This is a genomic window from Afipia broomeae ATCC 49717, assembly GCF_000314675.2.
In the GTDB taxonomy this organism is placed as follows: domain Bacteria; phylum Pseudomonadota; class Alphaproteobacteria; order Rhizobiales; family Xanthobacteraceae; genus Afipia; species Afipia broomeae.
The window spans coordinates 586,000-611,882 of record NZ_KB375283.1; the positions used below are offsets into that span (position 1 = coordinate 586,000).

Below are 25,883 nucleotides of genomic sequence, written 5' to 3' on the forward strand. Positions count from 1 at the left end.
CATGAACAAACAAATCAACACGGCCGACATCAAGCCCGCCGTCACCACCGGCGGCCTGACGTCGTCGCGCAAGATCTACGTGACGCCCGACGAGGCGGCGGACCTGCGCGTCCCCCTGCGCGAGATCATTCTGTCCGAGGGCGCGGGTGAGCCCAATCTGCCCGTATACGACACCTCCGGCCCCTACACCGACCCGAACGTCATCATCGACGTCAACGCCGGTCTGGCGCGCCATCGCCTTGCATGGGTGAAGGAACGCGGCGGCGTCGAGGAATATGAAGGCCGCCAGATCAAGCCGGAAGACAACGGCAATGTCGGCGCGTCCCATGCTGCCGCGGCCTTCAAGGCGCACCACAAGCCGATCCGCGGCGTCGGCGATGCGCCGATCACGCAGCTTGAGTTCGCCCGCAAGGGCATCATCACCAAGGAAATGATCTACGTCGCGGCACGCGAGAACCTCGGCCGCAAGCAGCAACTGGAGCGCGCGGAAGCCGCCCTGAAGGACGGCGAGTCGTTCGGCGCCGAAATTCCCGCGTTCATCACGCCGGAATTCGTCCGCAGCGAGATCGCGCGCGGCCGCGCGATCATCCCCTGCAACATCAACCACGCCGAACTCGAGCCGATGATTATCGGCCGCAACTTCCTGACCAAGATCAACGCCAACATCGGCAACTCCGCCGTGACGTCATCGGTCGAGGAAGAAGTCGACAAGATGGTGTGGGCGATCCGCTGGGGCGCGGACACCGTGATGGACCTCTCCACCGGCCGCAACATCCACACCACCCGCGAATGGATTCTGCGCAACGCACCGATTCCGATCGGCACCGTGCCGATCTATCAGGCACTGGAGAAGTGCGACGGCGATCCGGTCAAGCTGACCTGGGAGCTGTACAAGGACACGTTGATCGAACAGTGCGAACAGGGCGTGGATTATTTCACCATCCATGCCGGCGTGCGCCTGCCCTACATCCATCTCACCGCCAACCGCGTCACCGGCATCGTCTCGCGCGGCGGCTCGATCATGGCAAAGTGGTGCCTCGCCCATCACAAGGAGAGCTTCCTCTATACCCACTTCGAGGAAATCTGCGACCTCATGCGCAAGTATGACGTCTCGTTCTCGCTTGGCGACGGCCTGCGCCCCGGCTCGATCGCGGACGCCAATGACCGCGCGCAGTTCGCCGAACTCGAGACGCTGGGCGAGCTGACCAAGATCGCGTGGGACAAGGGCTGCCAGGTGATGATCGAAGGCCCCGGCCATGTGCCGATGCACAAGATCAAGATCAACATGGACAAGCAGCTCAAGGAGTGCGGCGAAGCCCCGTTCTATACGCTCGGGCCGCTGACCACCGACATTGCACCGGGCTACGACCACATCACGTCGGGCATCGGGGCAGCCATGATCGGCTGGTTCGGCTGCGCGATGCTCTGCTACGTCACGCCGAAGGAGCATCTCGGCCTGCCCAACCGCGACGACGTCAAGGTCGGCGTCATCACCTACAAGATCGCGGCACACGCCTCCGATCTCGCCAAGGGTCATCCGGCGGCGCAGCTCCGCGACGACGCTCTGTCGCGCGCGCGCTTCGACTTCCGCTGGGAGGACCAGTTCAACCTCGGCCTCGATCCCGACACCGCGCGCAGCTATCACGACGAGACGCTGCCGAAGGAAGCCCACAAGGTGGCGCATTTCTGCTCGATGTGCGGGCCGAAATTCTGCTCGATGAAGATCACGCAGGACGTGCGCGACTACGCGGCAACCCTCGGCGACAACGAGAAGGCCGCGCTCAATCTCGACGGCAAGCTCCCCGGCGTCGGCATGTCCATCTCCGGCGTGATCGCCGACGGCATGGCGCAGATGAGCGAGAAGTTCGTCAAGATGGGCGGACAGGTCTATGGCGAGGCGGGCGCCGCGAAAGAGAGCAACAAGGTGTTGTGATAAACATTATCGCCTTAGATGTCGTGGATCATTTTCTCCACGACATCATAGCCTCGATAGCCGTCGACAAAGTCGAATCCAGCAAATATCTCCCAAATAAACCTGCAAAGAGCTTTGGATTCGTCATATCCAGGCTGAAGATGCCGCATCTTTATTAGAAACGCCTCGAGACGCTTAAAAAAATCGAAGATATTTTGATTATCAATAGCATAGTGAGAAAGAACGTATTCGATCTGCTTGGCGAGAATTTCTAAATTTAAAATGATCTCAAGAAATTCGCTCGTCTTATCGTCCATTTGATTTTCAAAGGCATAGAATCCGTCATTTGATTCTCGACCGTGCTCGAATGCCGCCTTAAACGCGTTAACGTCCAATAATCTTTCAACCTCGTCTAGGCTTGTAGAAAGATCATGACGACCACCTTTTATGCTTGCAAAAACAATCTGCCAAAGAATATCCAATTTTACACGGCGATACATTTTTGCCAAATTTGTTTTGATGACAGATCTTCTGCGTCTTTCTGGGACCACCACGACCAGAAAATAGAACAAAAAGGAAATGATCCCACCAGTTAGAAGATTCGTGAGAACGCTGAATAAATCAGGCCACCACTCTGATTTTTTCAGAGCGGCCATAAACCCAAAATCGACAATCAATAGCAAAAGCAGCGCGAGTGAGTTCAACACGAACCAAAAACGCACACTCATGAGAATCTTCACTAACCTTCGCAGGATCGAGTTTGTGTCCGCTTTGTCCACTGTTGCCTCTTAGCAAGCGTAGCCCAGATGGAGCATAGCGCAATCCGGAGTTCGATTCAGGCCCGCTTGTCCCGCATTCCGCTTCGCTTCATGCGGGCTACGAATCCTGTCGCAGATTTGTAATACGCTCCGGCCATGCACAACCTCACACGTCTCGCCGGACTCCTCGGCAGCCCGCTGATGCTGCTGACGGGACGCATCGCCGGGATCACAAACATCTTCGGTGAACTTCTTTCACCCGTGACGGATGTCACGACCGGCGTGTCACCTTAGTCGCGGGGCTTGTCGCCAGCCTCCACGCCCCAAATCACCTTCCCCTCCGGGCCGGCTGGTGTATAGGTCACGCCTTCAAGTCAGACGGCACGTCCATGATCACGTCAAACAAACCCACCCCCGCCACCTTCCTCACCCCGGACGATTTCGTTCAGGACGCACCGTTTGTGCCGGGACAAGCGGCCGCCGCAACGCCTGTCGCCGATCTGATCGACGGTGTCACGGTGACGCCGCTGGTCACGCGCGCCGATCATCGTGGCGGATTGACCGAACTTCTCACCACGCGCCACGGCTTGAGCGAGCCCATCGTGCATGTCTATGAGGTGGAGGCCAAAGCCGGATCGCTCCGCGGCTGGGTGTATCATCGCCATCAGTCCGACCGGCTGGCCTTTACGCGCGGCCGCTTCAGGGTCGTGCTGCTGGACATCCGGCAGGACAGCCCGACCTTCAACAAGCTTTCGGTTCTGATCCTCGGCAAGGAGCGGCCCGGCCTGCTGCGCATTCCGCCTTTCGTCGTTCATGCCGTGCAAAATCTCGGCGAGGACGCGACGTTCACCAATATGCCGACAAGGGCTTACAATCCCCGCGATCCGGACAAGTGCCGCTTGCCGATCGACGATCCGCGCATTCCGTTCAGCTTCCGGGATTGAGGCCGTCATCGCCGGTCAAAGGGTAAGCGCGCGCAATCGTGCGTTATGATATGCTTCGTGCTGACCCGGCACGCCTCGATGGAGCGCACATGCATAACCTCACGCCTCTTTCCGGATTGATCGGCGGCGCGCTGATCGGGCTCGCCGCAGCGATGCTGATGCTGCTGACCGGACGCGTCGCCGGCATCAGCGGCATCTTTGGCGGGCTTCTTTCGCCCGCAATAAGCGATCGCGGCTGGCGGCTCGCCTTCATCGCAGGCCTGATCGCAGCGCCGCTGACCGCGGCACTCGCCACCGGCACGCCGCTCCCCTCACCCGCCATGCCCGCGAGTCTGATCGTGATCGTCATCGCGGGTCTGCTGGTCGGCTTCGGCAGCCGCATGGGCGGCGGCTGCACCTCGGGTCACGGCGTCTGCGGCGTGGCGCGGCTGTCCGCGCGCTCGCTTGTCGCCACCGCGATCTTCATGGCGGCCGCGATCCTCACCGTCGCCGTTGTGCGTCATGGGGTGGGAGGCTGATGCGATGCCGCTCGTTCTCGTGAGTTTCGCCTGTGGATTCATTTTCGGCGCGGGCCTTTTGATCTCCGGCATGACGGATACAGCGAAAGTGCTCGGCTTCCTCGACATCTTCGGCGCGTGGGACGCGACGCTGGCTTTCGTGATGGCCGGTGCGGTTGCGGTCTCAAGCATCGGCTTTGTGCTCGCACGGCGGCGGGGCGCGCCGGTGTTTGCCGCGCAGTCGCTCTGGCCGACGCGCAGGGACATCGACGTACCGCTGGTGACCGGCGCGGCTCTGTTCGGGATCGGCTGGGGTCTGGCCGGTCTTTGCCCCGGCCCGGCGCTGGTCAATCTCGCAGGGCTGAGCCTGCCGGTGATCGTGTTCGTCGCCGCGATGGCTGTCGGCATGCTGGGCCATGATGCCTGGAACAGATCCCGCGCCTCTGCGCGACAGACCGCGCAAGCCACTGTTGCAGCAGGCGGAGACGGCTAGCGCCGCCGATTTCAAAGGCGGCGTCCTTCCGCTGAATTATGGCAGTCATGAAAACGCTGCTAGAAGGGCGGCGTAGCAAATCACTTGTAGCAATTCACCTGTAGCAAATCACTTGTAGCAAATTACCTGGAGTGCAGACGTGGCGAACGACGCGACCACACGGCAACCTCGGAGCGGACCGCCAGGCCCGCAGGGAAAACCCGGAAAGCCGGGACCGCAAGGACATCCGGGCCGGCCCGGGCCGGAAGGTCCGCGCGGCAAGCCGGGGATGCCGGGCAAAGCAGGACCGCAGGGCAAGCGCGGCGAAGCCGGACCGGCGGGCAAACCCGGCGCGCAGGGCCCGCGCGGCGAACAAGGTCCGCAGGGCAAGCAAGGCCCCGTGGGCCCGCAAGGCCCGCGCGGCGAACAGGGGCCGCCCGGCCGCCTGCCTTCTTTCGAGGAAATCCTTCCCTGGCTCGAAACGATTTTCGACGCATGGGAAGATCATCGCCGCAAGCGCGAGCAGGAAGCGAAGGAGCGCGAGGCGCAGGAAGCTGCCTCCCGCCACGCCGCGGCTCTTGCAGCGGGCGCGCTCGACGACGACAGCGATGATGATGACGACGAGCATCACAAGAAGAAAAAGAAGCATCGCAAGGACAAGAAATAGCGACAAGCCGCGACACCTCGCGATATCGAACAAAAGGCCGGACTCGCGTCCGGCCTTTTTCCTTTGAGCGAGCGCAGCGGTTGCGCAAGTTTACTTCAGCGTGATCGCAAGACCGCTCAGATCGGCGTTGGCCATCAGGCCGGTCTGCTGACCGGAGAGTTCGAGCACCGCGCCCTTCTGGTTGGTGAGAACGATCGCGCGTGCGCCGCGGCCCACCGCAATGCCCGCGCCCGCCGCGCCGTAGACACCGGCGACATCCGACGGACGGTTGATGTTGCTCACCCGGCCGCGCAGCACCGTCTTCGATCCGCCGAACACCAGACCGTAGTCGATGCCGCCGGTGGACAGCGCATAGGACCTGCCGCGGAAGTTCAGCGTGCCGGTGCCGCCCGAACCGCCGATGAACCATCCGGCCTTGTAGATGACGAGCGACACGGTGCCGCTGTCGGCATGGGCCGACGACAGGCCGGCTCCGATGAGCGCCGTCACGGCGATCAGCGCGGCGCGAATGGCAGATGGCAAACGCATGGGGATTCTCCGGATTGGTGTGGACGAGGAATGAGCAGCAGATGCTGCGAAGAGGACCGACAAAACCGAATCAACACTAGCCCACGGCGCAGATTCGCAAAACGCCAATGGCGCAAGCGGAACCCTGAAGCAGCAGAATCGATCAACAGATTCGGCGCTGCGGTGCATATCGCCGCGCCGATTTCTGTTGTTTAATCGATTCGGGCGTCACAATGACCGGCGGAGGTTCCTGTGAATCGAGTTGAATGGGATCTGCACGCGGCCAAATTCGAGTCGCTGGTGTGCGACATCGTGACGGACGAGACGAGCGGGCAGATGCCGCGCTTCGTTGCTGCGGCCTGCCGCTCGCGGAAAAATCTTGAGTTGGTCGATCTCGGTTGCGGAGTCGGCAGCTTCGTCAAGAAATTCGGACACCGCTTCGAGCGGATCACCGGAATCGATTTCGCGCCGCGCATTGTCGCGCGTGCAAGGAAGCGGTGCGCGGACCTTCCGAACGCGAAATGGCTCGCGATGGATGTCACCCAGTCCGCGAAAGTCCTCGGCACCGTCGCCGACCTGACGGTCTGTCTGAACGTCATCACCTCGCCGCGTCAGGCCAAGCGCGATGCGCTGTGGTCGACCATGGCCGATGTCACCAAGCCAAAAGGCTTTGCGCTGGTGGTGGTGCCGTCGATGGAGTCGCAACTGATGGTCAACAAACTCGGCGCGTCGGCGGACAGGATCAAGGCGGGCGGCCTCGTTCACCGTGACGGCGTCTGGCAGAAATTCTACGAGCGCGACGAATTGATCTCCACCGTCTCCGGGACCGGCTTCGAGGTCACACGGATCGCCAAGGTGTATTATCCCTGGTCGGTGGACGGCCTGCGCAAGCCCCGGCTGTCCCGGCAATTGCCGTGGGACTGGGGCTTCCTGGCGCAGCGCGCGGCGTGACGCGCGGCATCACCCGCCGCGCGGACATTCCCTGTAGCCGAACTCGTCTATGATCCGTGCGCCGGAGATCGTGCTGAACTCCAGCTTTTCCAAATAGCCGTTCGCGACGACATACTGCCGCAGCTTTCCTTTGTAGGCGTTCAGCATCCGCTGGGTCGAACCGGCGTTGATGACGTACCTGTTGGGCCCGCGGCCATGACCGGCGTGAAACAGCAGCCGCGCACTGCGCTCGACGCAGACATTGCGCACCCCGAGAAACAGCGTGCAGTTCGACTGGCAATGACCGCGGATACGAAACAGTTCGCCGCTGGCGTTGGCCTGATCGATGGCCGGCTGGAATTTCTCGATCCAGCCGCCCATGGCGAAGCGGTCCGAGGTGTCGGCCTGCGCGACAGACGCCGCGCAGCCCAGCGAGAGGATGAACAGCAGCGGTGCGACGACACGTTTCATCAAATGCCCCCGATCCCCAATGGTGGTGCGTAACGTTAACTTCCTATCATCCGGCGGCAAGACCATTGCGAACGACAACGGCGAGGCATAGTTTTATTTCAGACATTGAACGCGCGGCGTTGAGTCGGCGTCCAACTTCCATACAGTCAACCGGAAGGGATTATGACAATGTTGGCGGAAATTTTTTTATTGAAGCTTGAAGCCCTGCTGCGAGTCGCGGCAATCGACCGCCGCGCCAGCGATCCGAGGTTCGTGCCGATCGCAATGCCGCGCTCCTGAAGCACTTCGCAACGCAAAAGAAAACGGGCCGGCTCTCGCTGGCCCGTTTTGCGTTTAGCCGAACCGCGCCCGGCTCCGCTCTCTCGCCTTCTCTGCCTCGACCTCACGGTCGCGCGCCGGCGCGTGGGTGTGCAGCGACGTCAGCAGTTTGCGCGCGCTGTCGGAAACTTCGGCGACAGCGCGGTTGAACGCTTCTTCATTCGCCTTCGACGGTGCGTTGAAGCCGGAGAGCTTGCGCACGAACTGCAAGGCCGACGCGTGAATTTCGTCTTCGGTGGCGGGCGGCTCGAAGTTGAACAGCGTTTTGATGTTGCGGCACATGAGTCTTCTTCCCTTCACGCCCGGCGCGGGCCTGCATCTCACTTAATTCCCGGCGGTGAGACGCGCAAATTTTAGGCGTGCGTTCGCAGCCGATCCGATTTCTCCTGCGATCCCGCGCGGTTCCATCGGGTTCCAATTCACGAGTTCCATGAACGGGTTATCCCGGAAATTAAGGTCCTGTTAACCCTATCGGCCCACCCTCAACCTGGGCTGAGATCGGAGAACCTTGGATATAGTCTGCGTCCCTGACAGGTGCAGCAGTGGTCAGGAGGTCTCGATGACCCAGGAAATGCACGTACGCGCATCGCAATTATTGCCTGATGCGCCGGCCGTGGCACCGGGCCAGGTGGTCCCGCTGCTCATCGGCGCCACAGTCCAGGAAATCGAACGCGAACTCGTCCTGCAAACGCTTGCCCGCTGTGAGGGCAATCGCACCCATGCGGCTCGGGTTCTCGGCGTCTCGGTGCGCACACTGCGCAACAAGATCCGGCAGTATTCGGCAGACGGCGCTGAGGTCCCTGCACATCATTAGCGATGATGCTGGTCCAGGATTATGCCAGACGAAAAACCGGAGTTCGCCAGCACCGGTTTACCGTTTGATGGGCGAGAACGATCGGGTTACGGTTCCCTCACCAGGACCCTGATTATGACCCGACCGCTCGTCAAAATCCTTGCCGCCTGTGCGGCCATCGCCATGGCTTACGCCTCGTCGGCACATGCCGCGGGCACGCCGGAGCAGCGCCGTGCCTGCCGCAAGGACGCGATGAAATACTGCCGGGAGTTCGTCCCGGACGTGAAGCGCATCACCGCCTGCATGCAGAAGAACGTCAGAAGGCTCAGTCCGCTCTGCCAGACGCAGTTCAGGTAGGAACGCGGCAGAACCCATGCACATTCCCGCGACGCTGGATCAGGCCCGCAGCACCCTTGCCGTGATGCTCGGCATTGCCGCCACCGAGGGAATGCCGACCGAAATCGACCACGAGACCATCGCCGCGGCCACGCGTTACATTTTTCATCTTGAGCCGCAGTTCGGCCTCGCGGGGCTGACGCCGCTCAGTCCCCACCGGCAGGCCGAACTTGCCGAAGATCCCGCTCTTGCCGCGCAGGCCGTGAGTTTCGCAGCGGTCATGGCGCTCGTCGACGGTACGATCAACACCGCGAAGCTCAGCGGGGTCGTGAAGCTTGCGGACTCGCTCGGCGTCAAGGACGAGTTTGTCCATGATCTTGCGCGCATCGCGCTGGGCGATCTGAAAGACGCCAAGGCCCACATGCTCCTCGCCAATCTCGAAAGCGTGACCGGCCGTACATGGACTGCCGACGAGACGGGCCCGTGGCTGCAGCCCTACGACACCGAGCCCGATCCCGCATTGGCGACGCGATTTCACGCGCTGGCGCGATTGCCGGACAACACGTTCGGCCATGCATTTGCGATGTTCTATCAGGCCAACCGTTACGCCTATCCCGGCGAGCCGACCGCGCTCAATTTCGAATTCGCCGTGCCGCACGATTCCACCCACGTGCTCGCCGGTTACGATACCTCGCCGCGCGGCGAACTGATGACATCGACGCTGACCGCGACCATGCATCGCGTCAATGCCATGTCGGGCCACGTTCTGCCGGTGATGCTGAGCTGGCATCTCGGCATTCCGCTCAACGATGTCGCCGGCGCTGCGACAGGCGCCTTCGAGCCGGAGGAATTCTTTTACGCCTGGGCGCGCGGTGAAGACACCACCGCCGACCTGTTCGCTCCGGAGTGGGATTTCTGGTCGGCTGCGATCCAGCCGATCGACGCCGTGCGCGAAGAAGTGGGGCTGTTCGCAGATGATGAAACCTAGACCGGCGCACGCCTAACCGGGACACACGGGATGACTTTTAAGGTCCGACTGAAGTCACTGGATGGCGCGACCAACGAAAGGACATTCGAGGATCGCGCCGACGCCTTTCATTGGGCGAAGGAAGGCCGCCCCTTTATCGGCGATGAAGCCGTAAGTTATCAAATTTACTCTTCGGGCAAGCTCATTGCCGTCAAGAGACGGGACACAGCCGACAAGGCGGAACACCGGGTGCGCATGGCTTCTGCATTTCTCGGCGCTTCTTTAACAGTGATAATTCTGTACGCTATCCTGATCTCGGAATTCGAGTTCTGGGGCCTGATTCTTGGATGGATTCCCGCAGGCACGGCGGCCGTCCTGGCCGGCTACGCTTTCTATAATTCGTCGATCCTGCTGCGAATTCTGCGCGTGATCCGGCACATACCATGATCTGGTGACTTCAACTGCGAGCGCGAGTATCTGCATATGAAACAGATCACCCGATCCAATGTCGTCGCGGCACTGTTGTCGTTCAACGGCGGCTTCGTCGACACCGCGGGCTTCCTCGGTCTCGCCGGGCTGTTCACCGCGCATGTCACCGGCAACTTCGTCACGCTGGGCGCGGCGCTGGTCCACGGCAGCCACGGCATCGTCGGCAAGATCCTGGCGCTCCCCGAATTCGTCGCGGTGATCGCGCTCGCCCGGCTCGCCGGCATTGCGCTGCGCGCGCATAGTCTGCCTGCGATGCAGATCCTGCTCGGGGTTAAAGTCGCATGTCTGCTGGCGTTCTTTCTTCTCGCCGTGCAGTACGGCCCGTTTCCCGACGCCAACACGCCGATGGCGCTGCTGACCGGATTTGCCGGCGTCGCCGCGATGGCCATGCAGAACGCCGTGCAGCGCGTGCACATGGCCAGCCTGCCGCCGTCCACCATGATGACCGGATCGACCGTGCAGGTCACGCTTGACGCCGTCGATCTCCTCACCGGCACCAAACCCGAGGAGCGTGTGGCGGTGAAAACCCGTTTCAGCCGCCTTGCGCTTGCGATCTGCTTCTTCGCGTCCGGCTGCGCTGTCGCTGCGGTGATGTATGTCTATGTCGGCTTCTGGTGTCTGGCGCTCTCGGTCGCCGTCGGTTTCGCCGCCGCGATAATCCGGGTCGAGGAAACACGCCCGGCATAAACCCGCTTGCGCCCTACCCGCTCCGGTTGCAGGATAAGGACGGGCTGGGGATTGCGTTGTGCGTCGTGTCGCGTTCGCCGTGATGGCCGTCTTGCTGGGCGCAGGCTTGAGCGCGGGCCTTGGCGCGTGCGCCATGCGCGATCCTTATGTGGCCACCCCGGCAACCACAACGTCCGGCAACTGGAAGATCGAGAAGCAGACCGATCGCATCACCGGCGTTCCGGTGCCGAGCGCGATGCTGATTGTCGACAACGCCTCCAACAGTTTCGCCGATTACGCCAAGATGGCTTCGATGCAGCTCACCTGCTTCGATGGCAAGCCGATGGTGCGCTTCGCCTTCGAGTTCAAGGTCGGCACCGACCCGAACTCGACGCTCGGCTATCGCTTCGACGACAAGCCCGGCCACGACAACATCGCCGCGCGCTTTCTTCAGGAATACCGGACCGTCGTGATCGAGGACCGGGCGGCGGTGACGACATTCGTCAACGAACTTGCGGCCTCAAACACGCTCGTAATCCGGATTCGCTCGCTCGCCGCCGGACGCACCACCGCCGAATTCAAGCTCGACGGCGCGCCTGCCGCGCTTGAAGCCGCGTTTGCCGGCTGCCCGCTGACGCCTCCCGCGCCGCCGCCAGAGACGAAAAAGAAGAAGCGCGCCGCGAAGGCGTAACCGATGCTGCGATGCATCGTGCCTCAACTATGCGCGGGAAGAACACGGCGCCTCGCGCGGGTGTGTCTGGACGCCTTCAGATGGCCGTCCGAAACTCCTGACGATTCTGATCGCGGAGGATCGCATGAGGTGGCCGCTTCGCCTTGCCCTGATGATTCCGCTGACGCTGTCTGCTGCTGCGGCCCTCGCGGTCGATCGCGGGCAATTCGGCGATGTCCCCGAACACATCCGCAAATGGTTCAGGGATGCGCGCAGTCCGGCCGGCGTGCCGTGCTGCGACGTGTCGGATGGCCATCGCACCGACTACGATGTCCGCGAGGGCAGCTACTGGGTGCCGATCGAGGGTTCGTGGTGGCTGGTGCCGGAGAAGGCGATCATCCGCACCGGCGGCAATCCCACCGGCGGCGCCGTGGTGTGGTATGTCACAATCCGCGGCAACATCGAGATCACATGCTTCGTGCCGGCGGACGGATCGTGAGGAACGCAGGCGTCTCCCGATCGTCATTGCGAGCGGGGCGAAGCAATCCATAGCTACAGGAAAGAGCTGGATTGCTTCGTCGCCAAAGCGCGTCCAAGACGCGCTCATGGCTCCTCGCAATGACGCGTGTTGGTCTTCAGATGCGCCCTACGCCCTGCCCGGATAACTCACCGCCATGCCGGCGCGCACGTCCTGCTGCACGCCATACTGTGCGAACGGATAACGGAATCCGTTCTTCGACAGCGCCTTCATGCCGGCGATGGCGCTGACGAGATATTCCGGCGGTGTCGCCATCAGCATTTCCTCGTCGAGCACGCCGCCGTAGCGGCGCTCGGCGAAACATGGAATCGACAGGCTCGGCAATCGCGTGGTCAGCGCCCGGCCCCATGAATCCGCGCAGGCGGATTCACCGACCACGCTCCAGTCGAACCGCTTGTAGCCCGACCACTGCAATCCGTTGATGAAATAGATCATCGCACCGGGCGTCGCATAGAACAGCGCGATATCCGGCGGATCGAGCTTGCCGGACGACAGCGGACCGACCGCGAGCGCATCGTATTGTCCGTCCGGCACGCAGTGCATCGCTTCCTGATGGGCCTGCGCATCCTGCTGCGTCGAGAACCACACGCCGGTCATGTGCTGACCGGATTGCCACGCCTCGGTCTTGGCGCCGCCGAGGCCGACCACGGCGCGGCACTGCGCGCCGACCAGATCGTCGCTGGTGATGCCGACCGTCCAGCCGATCCGCGCCGCCTGCGCCACGATCTGATCCAGCGTGTGCACCGATTGCGGCCGGCGAATCTTCGGGATCGCTTCCATGTCCTCGCGCCGCGCGAACATCTTCATGCCGAACGGGATCGAGCGAAGCTTCAGCAGCGTGTTGAGATCATCGACGATCGCGGGCCAGTCGTAGGTCATCGCGTTTCTCCCGAATGTTTTTGTTGCCGGCGAGGCTAGAGCATTTTCGGCGCAAGTAAGAGCCAAAAGAAAACCCGGAGCCGCGCAAGCGGTCCGGGCCTTTGTCTTCAATTGGATTGATGGCAGGAGCGATCAGTGCCCCTCGCCTTCGGGCGGATTGTCGTCGCCGATATCGCCGACATGCTTCTGTTCGTAAAGCTGGATTCCGATGCGCTCGACGAGATCAAGCTGGGTTTCGAGGAAGTCGATGTGATGCTCCTCGTCCTTCATGATGCTCTCGAACAGGTCGCGCGAGACGTAGTCCTTGATGCTGTGGCAGTAGGTCGCCGCCTCCTGATAAAGCGTGCGCGCGCCGACTTCCGCGGCGAGATCGCATTCCAGGATTTCCTTGACGTTCTGGCCGATCCTCAAGGGATCCAGCACCTGCATGTTGGGGAAGCCGTCGAGAAACAGGATGCGGTCGGTGAAGCGGTCGGCGTGGTGCATCTCCTCGATGGACTCCTTGCGCCAATGCTTGGCCATGCTCTTCAGGCCCCAATGATTGAGCAGCCGGAAATGCAGCCAGTACTGATTGATCGCCGTCAGTTCGCTGCGCAGTCCCTTGTTAAGATAATCGATGACCTTCGGGTCGCCCTTCATGTTGCACTCCCTTGCGGAACCGCCGCTTGACGGTCCCAATTCAATTTAGAAGCGTTCTAAATGAGATTACGGGCAAGTACAACCCCGGGCCGAGGGACCGGGAGGGGCTGGGGAAATTTGAATGTCTGAAGGTGTTTAGCAGGCGGCCTGGGCCAGAAGGACGACCGGCTGCTGGTCTTCGTTCGCGGCTTCGTGCTGGCTATGGGGGCATCCCGAGCAGCAAGCCTTGGCGCAGGCGCCCAGTGCTTCGTCCATGATTTTCTTGATGGTTCGGGCGCAACGGCCGCATTCGGCGCTGCAGCCCAGGCAGCCATAGACCTGCCCGGCCGTGCGCGGGAAATCCTTGGCTTGGGTCACAACGTTACGCACGTCGTGGTCAGTCAGGACGTTGCAGGAACAAACAATCATGGATGTCTGGAGAACCTGTAAGGACTGTTGACCAACAGGTATTAAACCGCAGCCCCCGATGCAAAAGGAAAACAGCCAGTTTTAAGCTATTCCAAACTGGCTAAGCCGCTGCAATCCAATCTAGAATCGATCTAAACGGAACCTGCCTGCAAGCTGAAAGGGACTTCAGCGCTGTGGCGCAGCCGCCAAATGCAGGGCGCTGCAGATTGGGTTAAACGTCCGTATCGCAAGAAGCAGGAGCACGACGGCGTGACGCATATCGGACCTGACGACCTCGGCGCCATCTACGCGCCGCCCACCGACCGCGTGATCGCGAAACAGCTTCCGCGCATCGACCGCCATGCCGCCAATTTCATCGGCATGTCACCGTTCTGCGTGCTGGCGACGGCGGGTCCCGACGGCACCGTCGATGCCTCCCCGCGCGGCGGCAATCCCGGCTTCGTCCGCATTGAAAACGAGACGCGCCTCCTGATGCCGGACCGCCCCGGCAACAACCGCATCGACAGCTTCCGCAACGTGCTGTCGGGCAGCGGCTATGTGCAATTGATCTTCTTCGTGCCGGGCCTCGATGAAACCCTGCGCGTGGGCGGTAACGCGAAGCTCTCGGCCGACGCCGACGTGCTGGCCACCATGATCGAATTCGGAAAGCTGCCGCGCGCCGTGCTCGATATCGCCGTGCGCGAAGTCTATTTCCACTGCGGCAAGGCGCTGATGCGCTCGAAGCTGTGGTCGCCGGAGGCGCGCGTGGCGCGCTCGGCTCAGCCGAGCATCTCTGAGGTCATCCACGAGCAGACCGGCCAGGGCACGCCGGAAAGTCAGGACGCTGTCGAAGCGCGTTACAAGACGCAGCTCTGATCTGCGCCGATACAGGTATCCGCTCATTCCCGCGGAAGCGGGAATCCAGTACTCAATATCTGGGTCCCCGCTTTCGCGGGGACGAGCAGAGAGACAGACATCATCTTGCATCAGGACTCTCCTCTCGTACCGCTTACGTCGCCCTCATACTGAAAGTCCCGTTATGGAAAAGCTGCTGCCGCTCGCGGAAAAAATCGCCGCGTCCCTGATCGCGCGAAAAGAAACCATCGCCGTCGCGGAGTCCTCCACCGGCGGATTGATCTCGGCAGCGCTGCTCTCCGTACCCGGCGCATCGGCCTACTACCGCGGCGGCGGCGTGATCTACACGCCGCGTGCGCGTGCGGCGCTGGTGAACATCACGAAGGAAGAAATGGAAGCCATCGGCATGCGCGGGGCGACCGAGCCTTATGCCACCCTGCTGGCGAACCGCGCGCGCGAACTTCTCAACACCACGTGGGGCCTGAGCGAGACCGGCGCGACCGGCCCAAGCGGCAACCGTTACGGCGACGCCGCGGGGCATTCATGCATGGCGGTTGCGGGACCGCTCGCACGCGCCATTACGCTCGAGACCGGCGACAGCAATCGCATCGCCAACATGCGCGCCTTCGCGCTTCGCTCGCTCGAGCTGTTCGCCGAAACGATGGATTCCGCGCACTGAGTTGAATGGTTCCCGAATCGCGATCATTGCGAATATCCAGCATTTATCGGCAGATTCCGTCGTTCATGTTCCTGAATTAACCAAGGAACCCGCTTCACCTTTCGTGAGCGAATGTTACGGCTGCAAATATAGCATTGTTTTTTGGGAACAAATCCGGCCCCTAAACCTTAATGGTGCATCAACCCGGATTTTCTGGGTTTGTTAACTCAACCCATCGCATTTTGGTCACATATGGCACGTACCTCGCCACCATCATTCCCCACACAGAAGTGAGACAAATGCGAAGATTGCCAATCGCGATTGCGTCTGTTGTTGCCACGCTGGCAATTGCCGTCACTGCACCCGCCTCCGCTCAGGACTTCACTGCGTCCGTCGGCGCCGAAACCGCCGCGCCTCAAAAGAAGATTTCGATGTTCCAGTCGGCGATGAGCGAAGTCGCCATCATGCGCTATCGCGCCGCGCTGAAACTGAAGGCCGAACAGGCAAGGTACTGGCCCGCAGTCGCCAACGCACTGCGTGCGCTCGCCCGCGAACCGCAGGTCAACGAAGCCGCCGTCCGCCGCTTCGCTCCGGCAGCCTCGGCGCTGTTCGCCACCCTCGATGAAGACCAGAAGCGCACGGCGATGGGCCTCGTGCAAAAGGCTGGTCTGCAGCAGTACGCTTCGCTGTTCTGATCATCGGCCACGCGGATCATCCGCGCGGCTTTCGAAAATTCCGGCGGCGCTTCGCATTCGCGAGGCGCCGTTTTTCTTATGCCCGCGCCTGATGATGGCTGAAATCCGGCCCCTCCATTCAGATCCCGTTCAACGCAACTGTGAAACCTTCACCGCCGGGACCCGTTATCTAACGGTCACAACGATGAAAGGTGAAAGCCATGCAGAAGATCGGCGCTAGAAAGATCGTCTTGGCAGTTGCCGCTGCCGCCACTGTCGCAGTCACCGCCCTCGCAGCCCCGGCACCGGCCGAAGCGCGCGGCGGGCGCATCGCGGCCGGCGTGGGCCTCGGCATCCTCGGCGGCGCCATCGCAGGCGCGGCGATTGCAAACAGCGGCGGTTACTATGGCCCAGGCTACGGCTATTACGGCGCCGGCCCCGTCTATTACGGTGGCGCGCCGTGCTACTGGCAGCGTGAGCGCTTCTGGGACGGTTACGGCTGGCGCGTCCGCCGCGTGCAGGTTTGTAACTGACGCAACCGTTCATCGGGCGGCCATTTTTTGGCCGTCCGGGCTTGGAAGAAAGGTACACTCCGGACGGCAAAAGCCGCTCCGGGGCGTTTTTTGTAAAGGTCCGGGGGCCAGAATCCGCTATATTGGCGCCGGGACAATGCTGAATCGCCGGTGGGGGATGACGCCGGTACTTTCTAACGGGGGCCAAATCGGGCTATCTTGAGTTCCGTCATTGGCTTCTTGCAGACCAATCGCCTTGCGCCGGGCTGTGGCGTGATCTGAGGAGAGATAAACATGAAGAAGGTTCTTTCAGCGTTCCTCGCGGTCGCGACGATCGCTGGTTCGCTTGCAACCGCGATGCCTGCCGCTCAGGCGCGTGATGGTGGCGCTGTTGCCGCCGGCGTTGGCCTTGGCATTCTCGGCGGCGCGATCGCCGGTGCCGCGATCGCCAACAGCCGTCCGGCTTACGGCTACGGCTACGCTCCGGGCCCCGTGTACGTTGAAGAACCCGCCTGCCGCCTCGTGCGCGAGCGTTTCTGGGACGGTTACGGCTGGCGCGTTCGCCGCGTTCAGGTTTGCGATTGATCTGAATTTCTCACGATTGCGTCGTGAGACATGCGTTTCAAAACCCGGCCTTGCGGCCGGGTTTTTTGTTTTTGAAGAAGCTCCGTCATTGCGAGGAGCGCAGCGACGAAGCAATCCAGCTTGTCTTCTTAGGAGTGGATTGCTTCGCTTCGCTCGCAATGACGAGTTATCGCCCCGCGCTCATGGCGCGCAGCACGTCCGCACTTGGCCAGCAATCGACCTTCAGCCCGGCCTGCTTCTGATAGGCGCCGAGCGCCGCGCGGGTCTGCATTCCGGCCTTGCCGTCGAGTTTGGACGAGTAGAGGCCGATCCGCGTCAGATGCTTCTGCATCGCCTCGACATCGGCGCTGCGCAGTTGCGTGGACGCCGACCACGGCGTCGCAAACGGCTGGCCGCCCGCCATGCGGTCGGCGAGATGGCCGACGAACAGCACATAGAGATCGGAGAAATTGTATTCCTTGATGACGAAGTAGTTCTTCGTGGTCAGGAATGCGGGCCCGTAGATTCCCTCCGGCTGCAGCAGCGATGCCTCCTGCGCCTGCTCGGCGGCGGACAAACGCAGGCCGTGCACCGGCACGAAGCCCAGACGCACCCATTCGGAGATCGGCCGGGTCACTTCCGGCACGCCCTGCGAGCAATCCGCGTTGGCCGGCGCGCGAACCTCATAAGCCCAGCGCAGGCCCGGCTCCCAGCCCTTGTTCTTCAACTGCTGCGCGGCAGAGGCAAGCGCATCCGGCACCGATGTCCAGATGTTGATATGGCCGTCGCCGTCGAAATCGACGCCGTGCTTGGACAACTCGGACGGCAGAAACTGCGTCAGCCCCGTCGCGCCGCCCCATGAGGTGCGCAGATCCTTGCGCGTGACATCGCCGTTCTGGATCAGCTTCAGCGCCTCGATGAATTCGCCGCGATACTGGTCCTTGCGCCGCCCGACATAGGCCTGTGTCGCCAGCACCCGCAGGCCGTCATACGGCAGCGCGTAACGGCCGTAGTCGGTCTCGCGGCCCCAGATCGCCAGGATGATCGTGCCGGGGACGCCGAAGCGCTGCTCGATGGCCTTCAGGGTAGCGGCATGCTGCTGCATCAGGGTACGGCCGTGGGCGGCAAGCCGCGCGATGCTGGCCTCCTTCAAATAATCCGCCGGCACCTGCACGAATTCGGCCTGCGACGGGGCGCCGGTCGATGGACGTCCGGGCAGCAGCAGATCCGGCAATTTGTAATCCGGCTCCAGCCCGCGCGTCTCGCGCTCGAACACCGCGCGCGAGACACCGGCTTTCTGCGCCTCGGGCCACAGCGAGGCGACGAAGTTCGTGAAGCCGGCGTCGGCGGCGCGTGAAGAATGCGGAATCAGAAACAACGTCATTGCGAGGAGCGCAGCGACGAAGCAATCCAGTCTTTTATCGATCATCGCTGCGGGTCCGATATGGATTGCTTCGCTTCGCTCGCAATGAGGGAAGAAGGAGAAATTCCATGTTCATCCTTCGCTCGCAATGACGGCTTTCGCGTGGCTGCGTCAGTGCCCGTGATGTCCCTTCGTGCCGCCATGCCCGCCCTCGCCGTTCGGCGCCAGCACCGGCCCGTTTGAAATCCGGTCGACATAGGCGATGCCGATGGCGGAGAGGATGAACATGCCGTGGATGATGGTCTGCCACATCACGCCCGCTTCGGTATAGTTGGTGGTGCGGCCCGCCCCGCCGAGGTTGCCCGCTTCGATGAAGGTGCGCAGCAGGTGGATCGAGGAAATGCCGATGATCGCCATGGCGAGCTTGATCTTCAGCACGCTGGCGTTGACATGGCTCAGCCATTCCGGCTCGTCGGGATGCCCCTTGAGATGCAGCCGCGACACGAAGGTTTCGTAGCCGCCGACGATCACCATCACCAGAAGATTGGAGATCATCACCACATCGATCAGACCGAGCACCACCAGCATGATCTGCTGCTCGGAGAAGTCGAACGAATGGGTGATGAGGTGCAGGAGCTCTTTCAGAAACAGAATGACGTAAACGCCCTGGGCCACAATCAGACCGACATAGAGCGGCAATTGCAGCCAGCGCGATCCGAAGATCAGCATCGGGATCGGACGCAGCGAGGTATCGCCTCGTGGTGGCAAGGGGGTATCGGGCGTAAGGGACATGTGTGCTCCGGCTGGCCGTTTTCGGACGGTACTCAGCTAAGGAACATGTCAGATTCTGTCGAGGCGTGCTGTCGCGGCGTTTAACCGCAGTGGATTTTCCGATTCGACATCATCGCGTCAGATTTGTCAGGCTGCGGCGCTACTTGACGATCACGATGAAAATCCGCGGGAACCGCAGCAGCACCTTGCCGTCGGACTGAGGCAGATAGCTCGCGGCGATACGCGCGGTATAGGCCTCCAGGAATTCCCGGCGCTCGGGCATTTCGAGCGGATCGAGGAACGGCCGCAGTCCCGTGCCCTTGACCCATTCGACGATGGCCGGGGCATCCTCGAGCACGTGATTGTAGATGGTGTGCCAGATATCGATCCGCCGGCACAGCGGCCGCAGCGCGTCGTAATAAACGCCGGGCTTCGGCAACTCGCCCCTCGCCTCCAGCGCGTGCGCGAGCTGGGTATGAAATTGCGGCAGGCGCGCAACCTCGCGCATCAGCACATGCGACGGCTCATCCATGTTGTCGGGCATCTGAACGGCCATCGCTCCGCCGTCCGGCAGCGCCATGGCAAGACGCATCAATTGCTTGAGGTGGTGCGGCACCCACTGGAAGATCGCGTTGGCGAACAGCACGTCGGTGCCGGGCGGCGGCGCCCAGTGGGAAATATTGGCCTCGATGAAGGTGTGCTGCGGCAGCCGCTCGCGGGCCTGGCGCAGCATGTCCGCGGAGGTATCGATGCCGGTGATCTTGGCCTGCGGCCAGCGCCTGGCAAGAAGCTCGGTGGAATTTCCCGGCCCGCACCCGATGTCCACAACACCCCGCGCGTCCTGAACCGGAATCTGCGCCAGCAGGTCGCGGGCCGCCCGCGTCCGCTCGTCCTCGAATTTGAGGTATTGCTGCGCATCCCAGTCGGCCATCGTGACGCTCCACGCTTTCGGATGACCTTTCTACGTCACCCGGCAAGCGATGGCCAGATTACCCGAGCGTGAGGTCTGCCCTTCAGCGCCGGCTCATGCAAGATCGTTGGCGGCTTCGTTGCGCCCCACCCAGACAAAACCGTTTTCGCGCATGAGACGGATTCTCGCCTGGAGATATCCGTGGCCGATGGTCTCCAGCCGCCGCGTCGGCAGCAGAAAGATACGACGGCGGTCGTCGGGATCGGTCTGACGCACGATCATGCCGCTTTCTTCCATGTCATCGAGATGTCGCGAGACTGTCGCTTCGGTCACGAAGATCTCGAAATAGGTCGCAAGCTCCTTGTGCGTGATCGGACGCTCGGCCAGCCAGCGATGCGCCACGATGCTGAACATCATGTCGGCCTCGAACACGCTGCGCCATGGCCGGTTCAGCACGCCGGCGGCGATCACCGTGCGCCGAAAGTCCGCACGCCACTGAACGTAAGCGACATCGATGGCCAGTGCGGCGCGCTCCTGCGCATCGATCGTGCATTCGCTGAGTTGGAATGTGACCGGCGCGGAGGCGCTGATTTCCTCAGACGTCAATGCCTTGTCGTCGTCCCCCATTTGCCCCCGGCCACCCTTGCTGCGCTACCGCGTCAGTTTCTTGTACTTCACGCGATGCGGGATCACGGAATCCTGCCCCAAACGGCGCATCTTGTCTTTCTCGTAGTCCTGGAAGTTGCCTTCGAACCATTCGACATGGCTGTCGCCCTCGAAGGCAAGGATATGCGTCGCGATGCGGTCGAGGAACCAGCGATCGTGGCTGATGATCACGGCGCAGCCGGCGAAATCCTCCAGCGCCTCTTCGAGCGCGCGCAGCGTGTCGACGTCGAGGTCGTTGGTCGGCTCGTCCAGCAGCAGGACGTTGGCGCCGGACTTGAGCATCTTGGCGAGATGCACGCGGTTGCGTTCACCGCCCGACAGCGCGCCGACCTTCTTCTGCTGGTCCGCGCCCTTGAAGTTGAACGCCGAGCAGTAACCGCGCGAGTTCACTTCCTTCTTGCCGAGCAGGATCAAGTCGTTGCCGCCGGAGATTTCCTCCCACACGGTCTTCTTGCCGTCGAGTGCATCGCGCGACTGATCGACGTAGCCGAGATGAACCGTCTCACCGACGGTGATGGTGCCGGCATCCGGCTTTTCCTGTCCGGTGATCATCTTGAACAGCGTGGTCTTGCCCGCGCCGTTGGCGCCGATCACGCCGACGATGCCGCCCGGCGGCAGCTTGAAGGTGAGATTGTCGATCAGAAGGCGATCGTTGAAGCCCTTGCTGAGCCCCTCGAAGTCCACCACGTTGTTGCCGAGACGCTCGGCCACCGGAATGATGATCTGCGCGGTCTGGGTCTGCTTCTCGCTGGCCTGCTTGAGCAGGTCCTCATAGCGCTGATAGCGCGCCTTGGACTTGGCCTGACGTGCCTTCGGGGATGAGGCGATCCACTCCTGCTCGCGCGCCAGCGTCTTCTGGTGCGCGGCGTCCTCGCGGCCTTCCTGCTCCAGGCGCTTCTGCTTCTGCACCAGCCACTGCGAATAGTTGCCCTCGTAGGGAATGCCCTTGCCGCGGTCGAGTTCGAGAATCCAGCCCGTGACGTTGTCGAGGAAGTAGCGGTCGTGGGTCACGATCAGGATCGCGCCGGGATAGTTGCGCAGATGGCCTTCCAGCCACGACACAGACTCGGCGTCGAGATGGTTGGTCGGTTCGTCCAGCAGCAGCAGGTCCGGCTGGTCGAGCAGCAGGCGGCACAGCGCGACGCGGCGGCGTTCACCGCCCGAGAGCTTGGTGACGTCGGCATCGTCCGGCGGACAGCGCAGCGCGTCCATCGCCTGATCGACCTTGCTGTCGAGATCCCACAGGCCCGCGGCCTCGATCTCGTCCTGCAATTTGGTCATCTCGTCGGCGGTCTCGTCCGAGTAGTTCATCGCCAGTTCGTTGTAGCGGTCGAGGATCGCCTTCTGCTTGGCGACGCCTTCCATGACGTTCTCGCGCACGGTCTTGGTGGCGTCGAGCTGCGGCTCCTGTTCGAGGTAGCCGACCCGCGCGCCCTCGGCGACCCAGGCTTCGCCGTTATAGTCCTTGTCTATGCCCGCCATGATCCGCAGCAGCGTCGACTTGCCCGAGCCGTTGACGCCGAGCACGCCGATCTTGGCGTCGGGATAGAACGACAGATGCACGTTATCGAGCACCTTGCGGGTCGGGTAGGCCTTGGTCAGACCCTGCATGAAGTAGACGAACTGGCGAGCCATCGTGATCCTTTGACGGTTCCGGAAAACCTTCGTTGTGCGGGGAAATTTGCTGCCGTTGATGTAGCGGCGGGAACCGCAAAGGGCAACCGGCACGCCCTTCAAAGGTAGGGTTTTGGAAAGGCTGCCGAGAGAATTTTCCAGCGATCTGAGGCCATTGCCGCGGCGAAAACGGCTTTTTAATCGAATCCGCGCAACCTGCCGGTTCGAACCGCGGACAGGCGCGCCGCGACCAATACGCAAGCGTCATACGAATCAAGAATACAGATCGTCGAGCAGAAGCCATGACGACGCACAGCACATCGATCACACCCGGCATCGCGGACCTGTCCGCCCCCCGCACGGCCTCCTCATCCAAGGGATTGCTGGCCGAGATCGCCGAATTCTGGCGCACCTTCATCAGGGCGGCCTTCGACCCCTATCACCCGGAACGGCACTATATGCGCGGCCCCGGCCCCGCCTGCGCGCGGAAACTCGGCAAGACCGCGAAGTAAAAATTTCCAAGACAATCGGTCGTCATCCTGAGGTGCGAGCACTTGCGAGCCTCGAAGGATGACGACTGCGCGCCGCTTACGACATGCGTCACCTCTCCCCGCTTGCAGGGAGAGGTCGGATCGTGAAACGATCCGGGTAAGGGGCAAGCCGCGCGTGCGCCCCTCACCCCAACCCTCTCCCCGTAAACGGGGAGAGGGTTGTACCGCGATTTCTTGCGGACATAACAAAGAGAGCAAACAAATGCCCCTGCGCTGCGCAATTCTCGACGACTACCAGAACGTCGCACTGAAATTCGCCGACTGGTCCCCGCTCAAGGACCGGATCGACATCACCGTGTTCGACAAGCCGTTTGCCTCACAGGACGAAGCCCTGCGCGCGTTGCAGGATTTCGAGATCGTCTGCGCCATGCGCGAGCGCACGCCGTTTCCGCGCGAGATGCTGACCGCGCTGCCGAAGCTGAAACTGCTGCTGACCTCCGGCATGCGCAACGCCTCGTTCGACCTCGAGGCCGCGAAAGAGCGCGGCGTCACGGTGTGCGGCACCGGCGGCGTCGGCAACGCCACAGCGGGACTGACCATCGGCCTGATGCTGGAACTGACCCGCAAAATCGGCTTCGAGAACGCGCGCATGCACGCCGGCGAGCAATGGCAGACCACCATGGGGCAGGACGTCGAGGGCATGACGCTCGGCGTCGTCGGCCTCGGCAAGCTCGGCACGAAGGTCGCCACGATCGCCAAGGCGCTCGGCATGAACGTGATGGCCTGGAGCCAGAACCTGAGGCCGGAGGCCTGCGCCGCGGCGGGCGTCGCCTACGCCACGAAGGACGAATTATTCGCGACCGCCGACATCGTCACCATCCACGTCATCCTGAGCAAGCGCACGCGCGGGCTCATCACGCGCGACGATCTCGCACGCATGAAGCCGACCAGCTATCTGGTGAACGCCGCGCGCGGACCGATTGTGGATGAAGCCGCGCTGCTGGATGTGCTTGCGCGCAAGGCGATCGCCGGTGCGGGCCTCGATACGTTTTCAGTGGAGCCGTTGCCGATCGATCATCCGCTGCGCAAGCTCGACAATGTCGTGCTGACGCCGCATCTCGGCTACGTCACCGAGAACAACTACCGGCGCTACTATGGCGACATGGTCGAGGACATCGCCGCGTGGCTCAGCGGCGCGCCGGTGCGGGTGATGACCTAACTGCTTCACCCGTCATTGCGAGCGAAGCGAAGCAATCCACTCTTTGCAAGGATATGGATTGCTTCGTCGCTTACGCTCCTCGCAACGACGAATGGACGAGCCTTCACCCGCGTATCGCGGCCTCGATTGCGGCCACGTCGATCTTCTTCATGGTCATCATCGCTTCGAACGCGCGCCTGGCTTCCTCGCCGCCCTTGGCCATCGCGTCCGTCAGGACGCGCGGCGTGATCTGCCACGAGATGCCCCATTTGTCCTTGCACCAGCCGCAGGCGCTTTCCTGGCCGCCGTTGCCGACGATGGCGTTCCAGTATTTGTCAGTCTCCGCCTGATCGTCGGTTGCGATGCAGATCGAAAACGCTTCGTTGTGTTTGAAGATCGGGCCGCCGTTCAGGCCGATATAGGGAATGCCCGCCACGGTGAAATCCACCGTGATGGTGTCGCCCTTTTTGCCGGAGGGATAATCGGTCGGTGCCTTGTGCACGGCGTTGACTTTGCTGTCCGGAAATACGCTTGCGTAAAATGATCTGCCCCCTTTGAAGTGGTCCTCCCTGAAGTATGATTTTCGGATGGAGGATAAGATCAATGGCAAGGAAGAGGCATACGGCTGAAGAGATCGTTGCGAAGCTGCGGCAGGTTGATGTGCTGATGGCACAGGGCCGGCAGGTAGCAGACGCAGTCCGAGCGATAGGCGTGACGGAAGTAACGTACTATCGATGGCGAAACGAGTACGGTGGCCTGAAGGGCGATCAGGTGAAGCGACTCAAAGAGCTGGAGACTGAGAACAATCGTCTCCGGCGAGCGGTGTCGGATCTGACGCTGGACAAGCTGATCCTGGCGGAGGCCGCAAAGGGAAACTTCTAAGCCCCTCCCGACGCCGTGCTTGCGTCGATCATGTAACAGCCGAGCTTGGCATCTCCGAGAGACGGGCGTGCCGGGCTTTGGGTCAACACCGATCGACGCAGCGCAAGACTCCAACGACACCCGATGACGAGGCGGCTTTGACTGCCGACATCATCGAGCTTGCCCGCCAATATGGCCGCTACGGATATCGCCGAATTACGGCGTTGCTTCGCAGAGCCGGCTGGATGGTGAACAAGAAGCGTGTTGAGCGGATCTGGCGATGCGAGGGGCTGAAGGTCCCCCTAAAACAACCTAAACGCGGGCGTCTCTGGTTCAACGACGGCTCATGCATCCGTCTGCGGCCGGAGCGACCCAACCATGTCTGGTCCTATGACTTCGTCGCCGACCGCACCCACGACGGCAAGGCGTTCCGGATGTTGTGCATCATCGACGAGTTCAGCCGTGAGAGCCTGGCCATCCGTGTCGCGCGGAAGCTCAAAGCAACTGACGTCATCGAAGCGCTCTGCGAGCTGTTCGTCTCGCGGGGCATCCCTGCGCACATACGTTCGGACAATGGCCCTGAGTTCGTCGCCGAGGCGCTGCGGGATTGGATCGCCACCGTCGGAGCCAGGACTGCTTACATCGAGCCGGGCAGTCCGTGGGAGAATGGCTATTGCGAGAGCTTCAACGGCAAGCTGCGCGATGAACTGCTCAACGGCGAAATCTTCTACACATTGAAGGAGGCCCAGATCGTGATCGAAAACTGGCGACGTCACTACAACACGGTGCGTCCACACTCATCGCTTGGATATCGACCACCGGCACCCGAAGCCATCGTCTGGCCAGCACCAAAGGAGGTAGTCAAAATGCAATCCCTAAACTAACATTCCGATCGGACCACTCAGT

General features: G+C 61.9%; 35 protein-coding genes. 22 read left to right on the forward strand and 13 right to left on the reverse strand.

The genetic code is table 11. The features are described from left to right. Position 1: 1 nt before the first annotated feature. Entirely contained in the window at positions 2-1,933 is a 1,932-nt protein-coding gene (thiC, locus tag HMPREF9695_RS15175) for a phosphomethylpyrimidine synthase ThiC (RefSeq protein ID WP_006021750.1), read from the forward strand. Between the two features lie 14 nt (positions 1,934-1,947). Here thiC and HMPREF9695_RS15180 read toward each other — a convergent pair whose 3' ends face one another. After that, on the reverse strand, positions 1,948-2,640 hold the full coding sequence (locus tag HMPREF9695_RS15180) for a hypothetical protein (protein WP_024920393.1): 693 nt from the start codon (positions 2,638-2,640) through the stop codon (positions 1,948-1,950). Between the two features lie 186 nt (positions 2,641-2,826). Here HMPREF9695_RS15180 and HMPREF9695_RS26415 point away from each other — a divergent pair, with 186 nt between their 5' ends. The 5 genes from HMPREF9695_RS26415 (at position 2,827) to HMPREF9695_RS15200 (ending at position 5,250) form a co-directional block, all read left to right on the forward strand. Further along, positions 2,827-2,964, forward strand: coding sequence for a hypothetical protein (locus HMPREF9695_RS26415; protein ID WP_192824440.1), 138 nt, complete (start codon positions 2,827-2,829; stop codon positions 2,962-2,964). A 95-nt stretch (positions 2,965-3,059) separates the two neighbouring features. Next, entirely contained in the window at positions 3,060-3,614 is a 555-nt protein-coding gene (locus HMPREF9695_RS15185) for a dTDP-4-dehydrorhamnose 3,5-epimerase family protein (RefSeq protein WP_006021752.1), read from the forward strand. Between the two features lie 89 nt (positions 3,615-3,703). Continuing rightward, positions 3,704-4,132, forward strand: coding sequence for a YeeE/YedE family protein (locus tag HMPREF9695_RS15190; protein ID WP_006021753.1), 429 nt, complete (start codon positions 3,704-3,706; stop codon positions 4,130-4,132). Between the two features lie 4 nt (positions 4,133-4,136). After that, the gene (locus HMPREF9695_RS15195; protein ID WP_006021754.1) at positions 4,137-4,604 is read left to right on the forward strand and encodes a DUF6691 family protein; all 468 of its coding nucleotides are present in this window, start codon (positions 4,137-4,139) and stop codon (positions 4,602-4,604) included. 139 nt (positions 4,605-4,743) lie between these two features. Next, the gene (locus tag HMPREF9695_RS15200; protein WP_006021755.1) at positions 4,744-5,250 is read left to right on the forward strand and encodes a collagen-like protein; all 507 of its coding nucleotides are present in this window, start codon (positions 4,744-4,746) and stop codon (positions 5,248-5,250) included. A 90-nt stretch (positions 5,251-5,340) separates the two neighbouring features. On the opposite strand, the gene HMPREF9695_RS15205 is transcribed toward HMPREF9695_RS15200, so the two are convergent. Continuing rightward, a complete protein-coding gene (locus tag HMPREF9695_RS15205; RefSeq protein WP_006021756.1) occupies positions 5,341-5,778 on the reverse strand; it encodes a hypothetical protein in 438 nt (145 codons plus the stop codon). A 231-nt stretch (positions 5,779-6,009) separates the two neighbouring features. On the opposite strand from HMPREF9695_RS15205, the gene HMPREF9695_RS15210 reads away from it, so the two are divergent. After that, positions 6,010-6,708: a class I SAM-dependent methyltransferase gene (locus tag HMPREF9695_RS15210; protein ID WP_006021757.1), complete on the forward strand. Its 699-nt coding sequence runs from the start codon at positions 6,010-6,012 to the stop codon at positions 6,706-6,708. 9 nt (positions 6,709-6,717) lie between these two features. Here HMPREF9695_RS15210 and HMPREF9695_RS15215 read toward each other — a convergent pair whose 3' ends face one another. After that, a complete protein-coding gene (locus tag HMPREF9695_RS15215; protein WP_006021758.1) occupies positions 6,718-7,158 on the reverse strand; it encodes a hypothetical protein in 441 nt (146 codons plus the stop codon). A gap of 333 nt (positions 7,159-7,491) precedes the next feature. After that, positions 7,492-7,758: a DUF2277 domain-containing protein gene (locus HMPREF9695_RS15220; RefSeq protein WP_006021760.1), complete on the reverse strand. Its 267-nt coding sequence runs from the start codon at positions 7,756-7,758 to the stop codon at positions 7,492-7,494. A 277-nt stretch (positions 7,759-8,035) separates the two neighbouring features. Between HMPREF9695_RS15220 and HMPREF9695_RS15225 the strand changes: the two genes are divergently transcribed. The 7 genes from HMPREF9695_RS15225 to HMPREF9695_RS15255 all read left to right on the forward strand — a co-directional run bounded on the left by HMPREF9695_RS15225 (position 8,036) and on the right by HMPREF9695_RS15255 (position 11,896). Then, positions 8,036-8,290 carry a helix-turn-helix domain-containing protein gene (locus HMPREF9695_RS15225; RefSeq protein WP_006021761.1) on the forward strand — a complete coding sequence of 85 codons (255 nt, stop codon included), beginning with the start codon at positions 8,036-8,038 and terminating at the stop codon, positions 8,288-8,290. 114 nt (positions 8,291-8,404) lie between these two features. Next, positions 8,405-8,626 (forward strand): hypothetical protein, encoded by a 222-nt coding sequence (locus HMPREF9695_RS15230; protein WP_006021762.1) that lies wholly within the window; start codon positions 8,405-8,407, stop codon positions 8,624-8,626. Between the two features lie 16 nt (positions 8,627-8,642). Further along, a complete protein-coding gene (locus HMPREF9695_RS15235; RefSeq protein ID WP_006021763.1) occupies positions 8,643-9,593 on the forward strand; it encodes a hypothetical protein in 951 nt (316 codons plus the stop codon). 30 nt (positions 9,594-9,623) lie between these two features. After that, on the forward strand, positions 9,624-10,019 hold the full coding sequence (locus HMPREF9695_RS15240) for a hypothetical protein (protein ID WP_006021764.1): 396 nt from the start codon (positions 9,624-9,626) through the stop codon (positions 10,017-10,019). A 36-nt stretch (positions 10,020-10,055) separates the two neighbouring features. Then, positions 10,056-10,748 carry a YoaK family protein gene (locus tag HMPREF9695_RS15245; RefSeq protein WP_006021765.1) on the forward strand — a complete coding sequence of 231 codons (693 nt, stop codon included), beginning with the start codon at positions 10,056-10,058 and terminating at the stop codon, positions 10,746-10,748. Between the two features lie 58 nt (positions 10,749-10,806). Continuing rightward, entirely contained in the window at positions 10,807-11,418 is a 612-nt protein-coding gene (locus HMPREF9695_RS15250; RefSeq protein ID WP_006021766.1) for a hypothetical protein, read from the forward strand. A 124-nt stretch (positions 11,419-11,542) separates the two neighbouring features. Beyond that, positions 11,543-11,896 (forward strand): hypothetical protein, encoded by a 354-nt coding sequence (locus HMPREF9695_RS15255; RefSeq protein WP_006021767.1) that lies wholly within the window; start codon positions 11,543-11,545, stop codon positions 11,894-11,896. Between the two features lie 147 nt (positions 11,897-12,043). Here HMPREF9695_RS15255 and HMPREF9695_RS15260 read toward each other — a convergent pair whose 3' ends face one another. The 3 genes from HMPREF9695_RS15260 to HMPREF9695_RS15270 form a co-directional block, all read right to left on the reverse strand. Continuing rightward, complete coding sequence (locus tag HMPREF9695_RS15260; RefSeq protein ID WP_006021768.1) at positions 12,044-12,814, reverse strand: DUF169 domain-containing protein; 771 nt, start codon at positions 12,812-12,814, stop codon at positions 12,044-12,046. A gap of 132 nt (positions 12,815-12,946) precedes the next feature. Beyond that, entirely contained in the window at positions 12,947-13,453 is a 507-nt protein-coding gene (bfr, locus tag HMPREF9695_RS15265) for a bacterioferritin (RefSeq protein ID WP_006021769.1), read from the reverse strand. A gap of 135 nt (positions 13,454-13,588) precedes the next feature. Next, a complete protein-coding gene (locus tag HMPREF9695_RS15270; RefSeq protein WP_006021770.1) occupies positions 13,589-13,861 on the reverse strand; it encodes a (2Fe-2S)-binding protein in 273 nt (90 codons plus the stop codon). 189 nt (positions 13,862-14,050) lie between these two features. Between HMPREF9695_RS15270 and HMPREF9695_RS15275 the strand changes: the two genes are divergently transcribed. From HMPREF9695_RS15275 to HMPREF9695_RS15295, 5 genes are all read left to right on the forward strand, one after another. After that, positions 14,051-14,716 (forward strand): pyridoxamine 5'-phosphate oxidase family protein, encoded by a 666-nt coding sequence (locus HMPREF9695_RS15275; RefSeq protein WP_006021771.1) that lies wholly within the window; start codon positions 14,051-14,053, stop codon positions 14,714-14,716. A 163-nt stretch (positions 14,717-14,879) separates the two neighbouring features. Next, positions 14,880-15,374, forward strand: a complete 495-nt coding sequence (locus HMPREF9695_RS15280) for a CinA family protein (RefSeq protein ID WP_006021772.1) — start codon at positions 14,880-14,882, stop codon at positions 15,372-15,374. A gap of 278 nt (positions 15,375-15,652) precedes the next feature. Beyond that, positions 15,653-16,048, forward strand: coding sequence for a hypothetical protein (locus HMPREF9695_RS15285; RefSeq protein ID WP_041712528.1), 396 nt, complete (start codon positions 15,653-15,655; stop codon positions 16,046-16,048). 200 nt (positions 16,049-16,248) lie between these two features. Further along, on the forward strand, positions 16,249-16,560 hold the full coding sequence (locus HMPREF9695_RS15290) for a hypothetical protein (RefSeq protein ID WP_006021774.1): 312 nt from the start codon (positions 16,249-16,251) through the stop codon (positions 16,558-16,560). A 273-nt stretch (positions 16,561-16,833) separates the two neighbouring features. Continuing rightward, entirely contained in the window at positions 16,834-17,124 is a 291-nt protein-coding gene (locus tag HMPREF9695_RS15295; RefSeq protein ID WP_006021775.1) for a hypothetical protein, read from the forward strand. Between the two features lie 166 nt (positions 17,125-17,290). Here the strand turns inward: HMPREF9695_RS15295 and HMPREF9695_RS15300 are convergent, their stop codons facing one another. The 5 genes from HMPREF9695_RS15300 to ettA all read right to left on the reverse strand — a co-directional run bounded on the left by HMPREF9695_RS15300 (position 17,291) and on the right by ettA (position 22,448). Next, on the reverse strand, positions 17,291-18,532 hold the full coding sequence (locus tag HMPREF9695_RS15300) for a lytic murein transglycosylase (RefSeq protein ID WP_006021776.1): 1,242 nt from the start codon (positions 18,530-18,532) through the stop codon (positions 17,291-17,293). A 105-nt stretch (positions 18,533-18,637) separates the two neighbouring features. After that, positions 18,638-19,258, reverse strand: coding sequence for a TIGR00645 family protein (locus HMPREF9695_RS15305; RefSeq protein WP_006021777.1), 621 nt, complete (start codon positions 19,256-19,258; stop codon positions 18,638-18,640). 139 nt (positions 19,259-19,397) lie between these two features. Continuing rightward, complete coding sequence (gene tam, locus HMPREF9695_RS15310; protein WP_006021778.1) at positions 19,398-20,168, reverse strand: trans-aconitate 2-methyltransferase; 771 nt, start codon at positions 20,166-20,168, stop codon at positions 19,398-19,400. A gap of 93 nt (positions 20,169-20,261) precedes the next feature. After that, positions 20,262-20,774 carry a MarR family transcriptional regulator gene (locus HMPREF9695_RS15315; protein WP_006021779.1) on the reverse strand — a complete coding sequence of 171 codons (513 nt, stop codon included), beginning with the start codon at positions 20,772-20,774 and terminating at the stop codon, positions 20,262-20,264. A gap of 24 nt (positions 20,775-20,798) precedes the next feature. After that, positions 20,799-22,448, reverse strand: coding sequence for an energy-dependent translational throttle protein EttA (gene ettA, locus HMPREF9695_RS15320; RefSeq protein WP_006021780.1), 1,650 nt, complete (start codon positions 22,446-22,448; stop codon positions 20,799-20,801). A 281-nt stretch (positions 22,449-22,729) separates the two neighbouring features. On the opposite strand from ettA, the gene HMPREF9695_RS15325 reads away from it, so the two are divergent. Together HMPREF9695_RS15325 and HMPREF9695_RS15330 are read left to right on the forward strand one after the other, a co-directional pair. Further along, positions 22,730-22,939, forward strand: a complete 210-nt coding sequence (locus tag HMPREF9695_RS15325; protein WP_006021781.1) for a hypothetical protein — start codon at positions 22,730-22,732, stop codon at positions 22,937-22,939. Between the two features lie 241 nt (positions 22,940-23,180). Then, positions 23,181-24,137 (forward strand): D-2-hydroxyacid dehydrogenase family protein, encoded by a 957-nt coding sequence (locus HMPREF9695_RS15330; RefSeq protein WP_006021782.1) that lies wholly within the window; start codon positions 23,181-23,183, stop codon positions 24,135-24,137. A gap of 103 nt (positions 24,138-24,240) precedes the next feature. Here the strand turns inward: HMPREF9695_RS15330 and HMPREF9695_RS15335 are convergent, their stop codons facing one another. After that, positions 24,241-24,705, reverse strand: a complete 465-nt coding sequence (locus HMPREF9695_RS15335; RefSeq protein ID WP_085947403.1) for a VOC family protein — start codon at positions 24,703-24,705, stop codon at positions 24,241-24,243. A gap of 14 nt (positions 24,706-24,719) precedes the next feature. On the opposite strand from HMPREF9695_RS15335, the gene HMPREF9695_RS25855 reads away from it, so the two are divergent. Then, a protein-coding gene (locus HMPREF9695_RS25855) for an IS3 family transposase (protein ID WP_085947356.1) occupies positions 24,720-25,861 on the forward strand; the annotation gives its coding sequence in 2 pieces (ribosomal slippage) (positions 24,720-24,984 and positions 24,984-25,861; 1,143 coding nt in all). Positions 25,862-25,883: the final 22 nt, after the last annotated feature.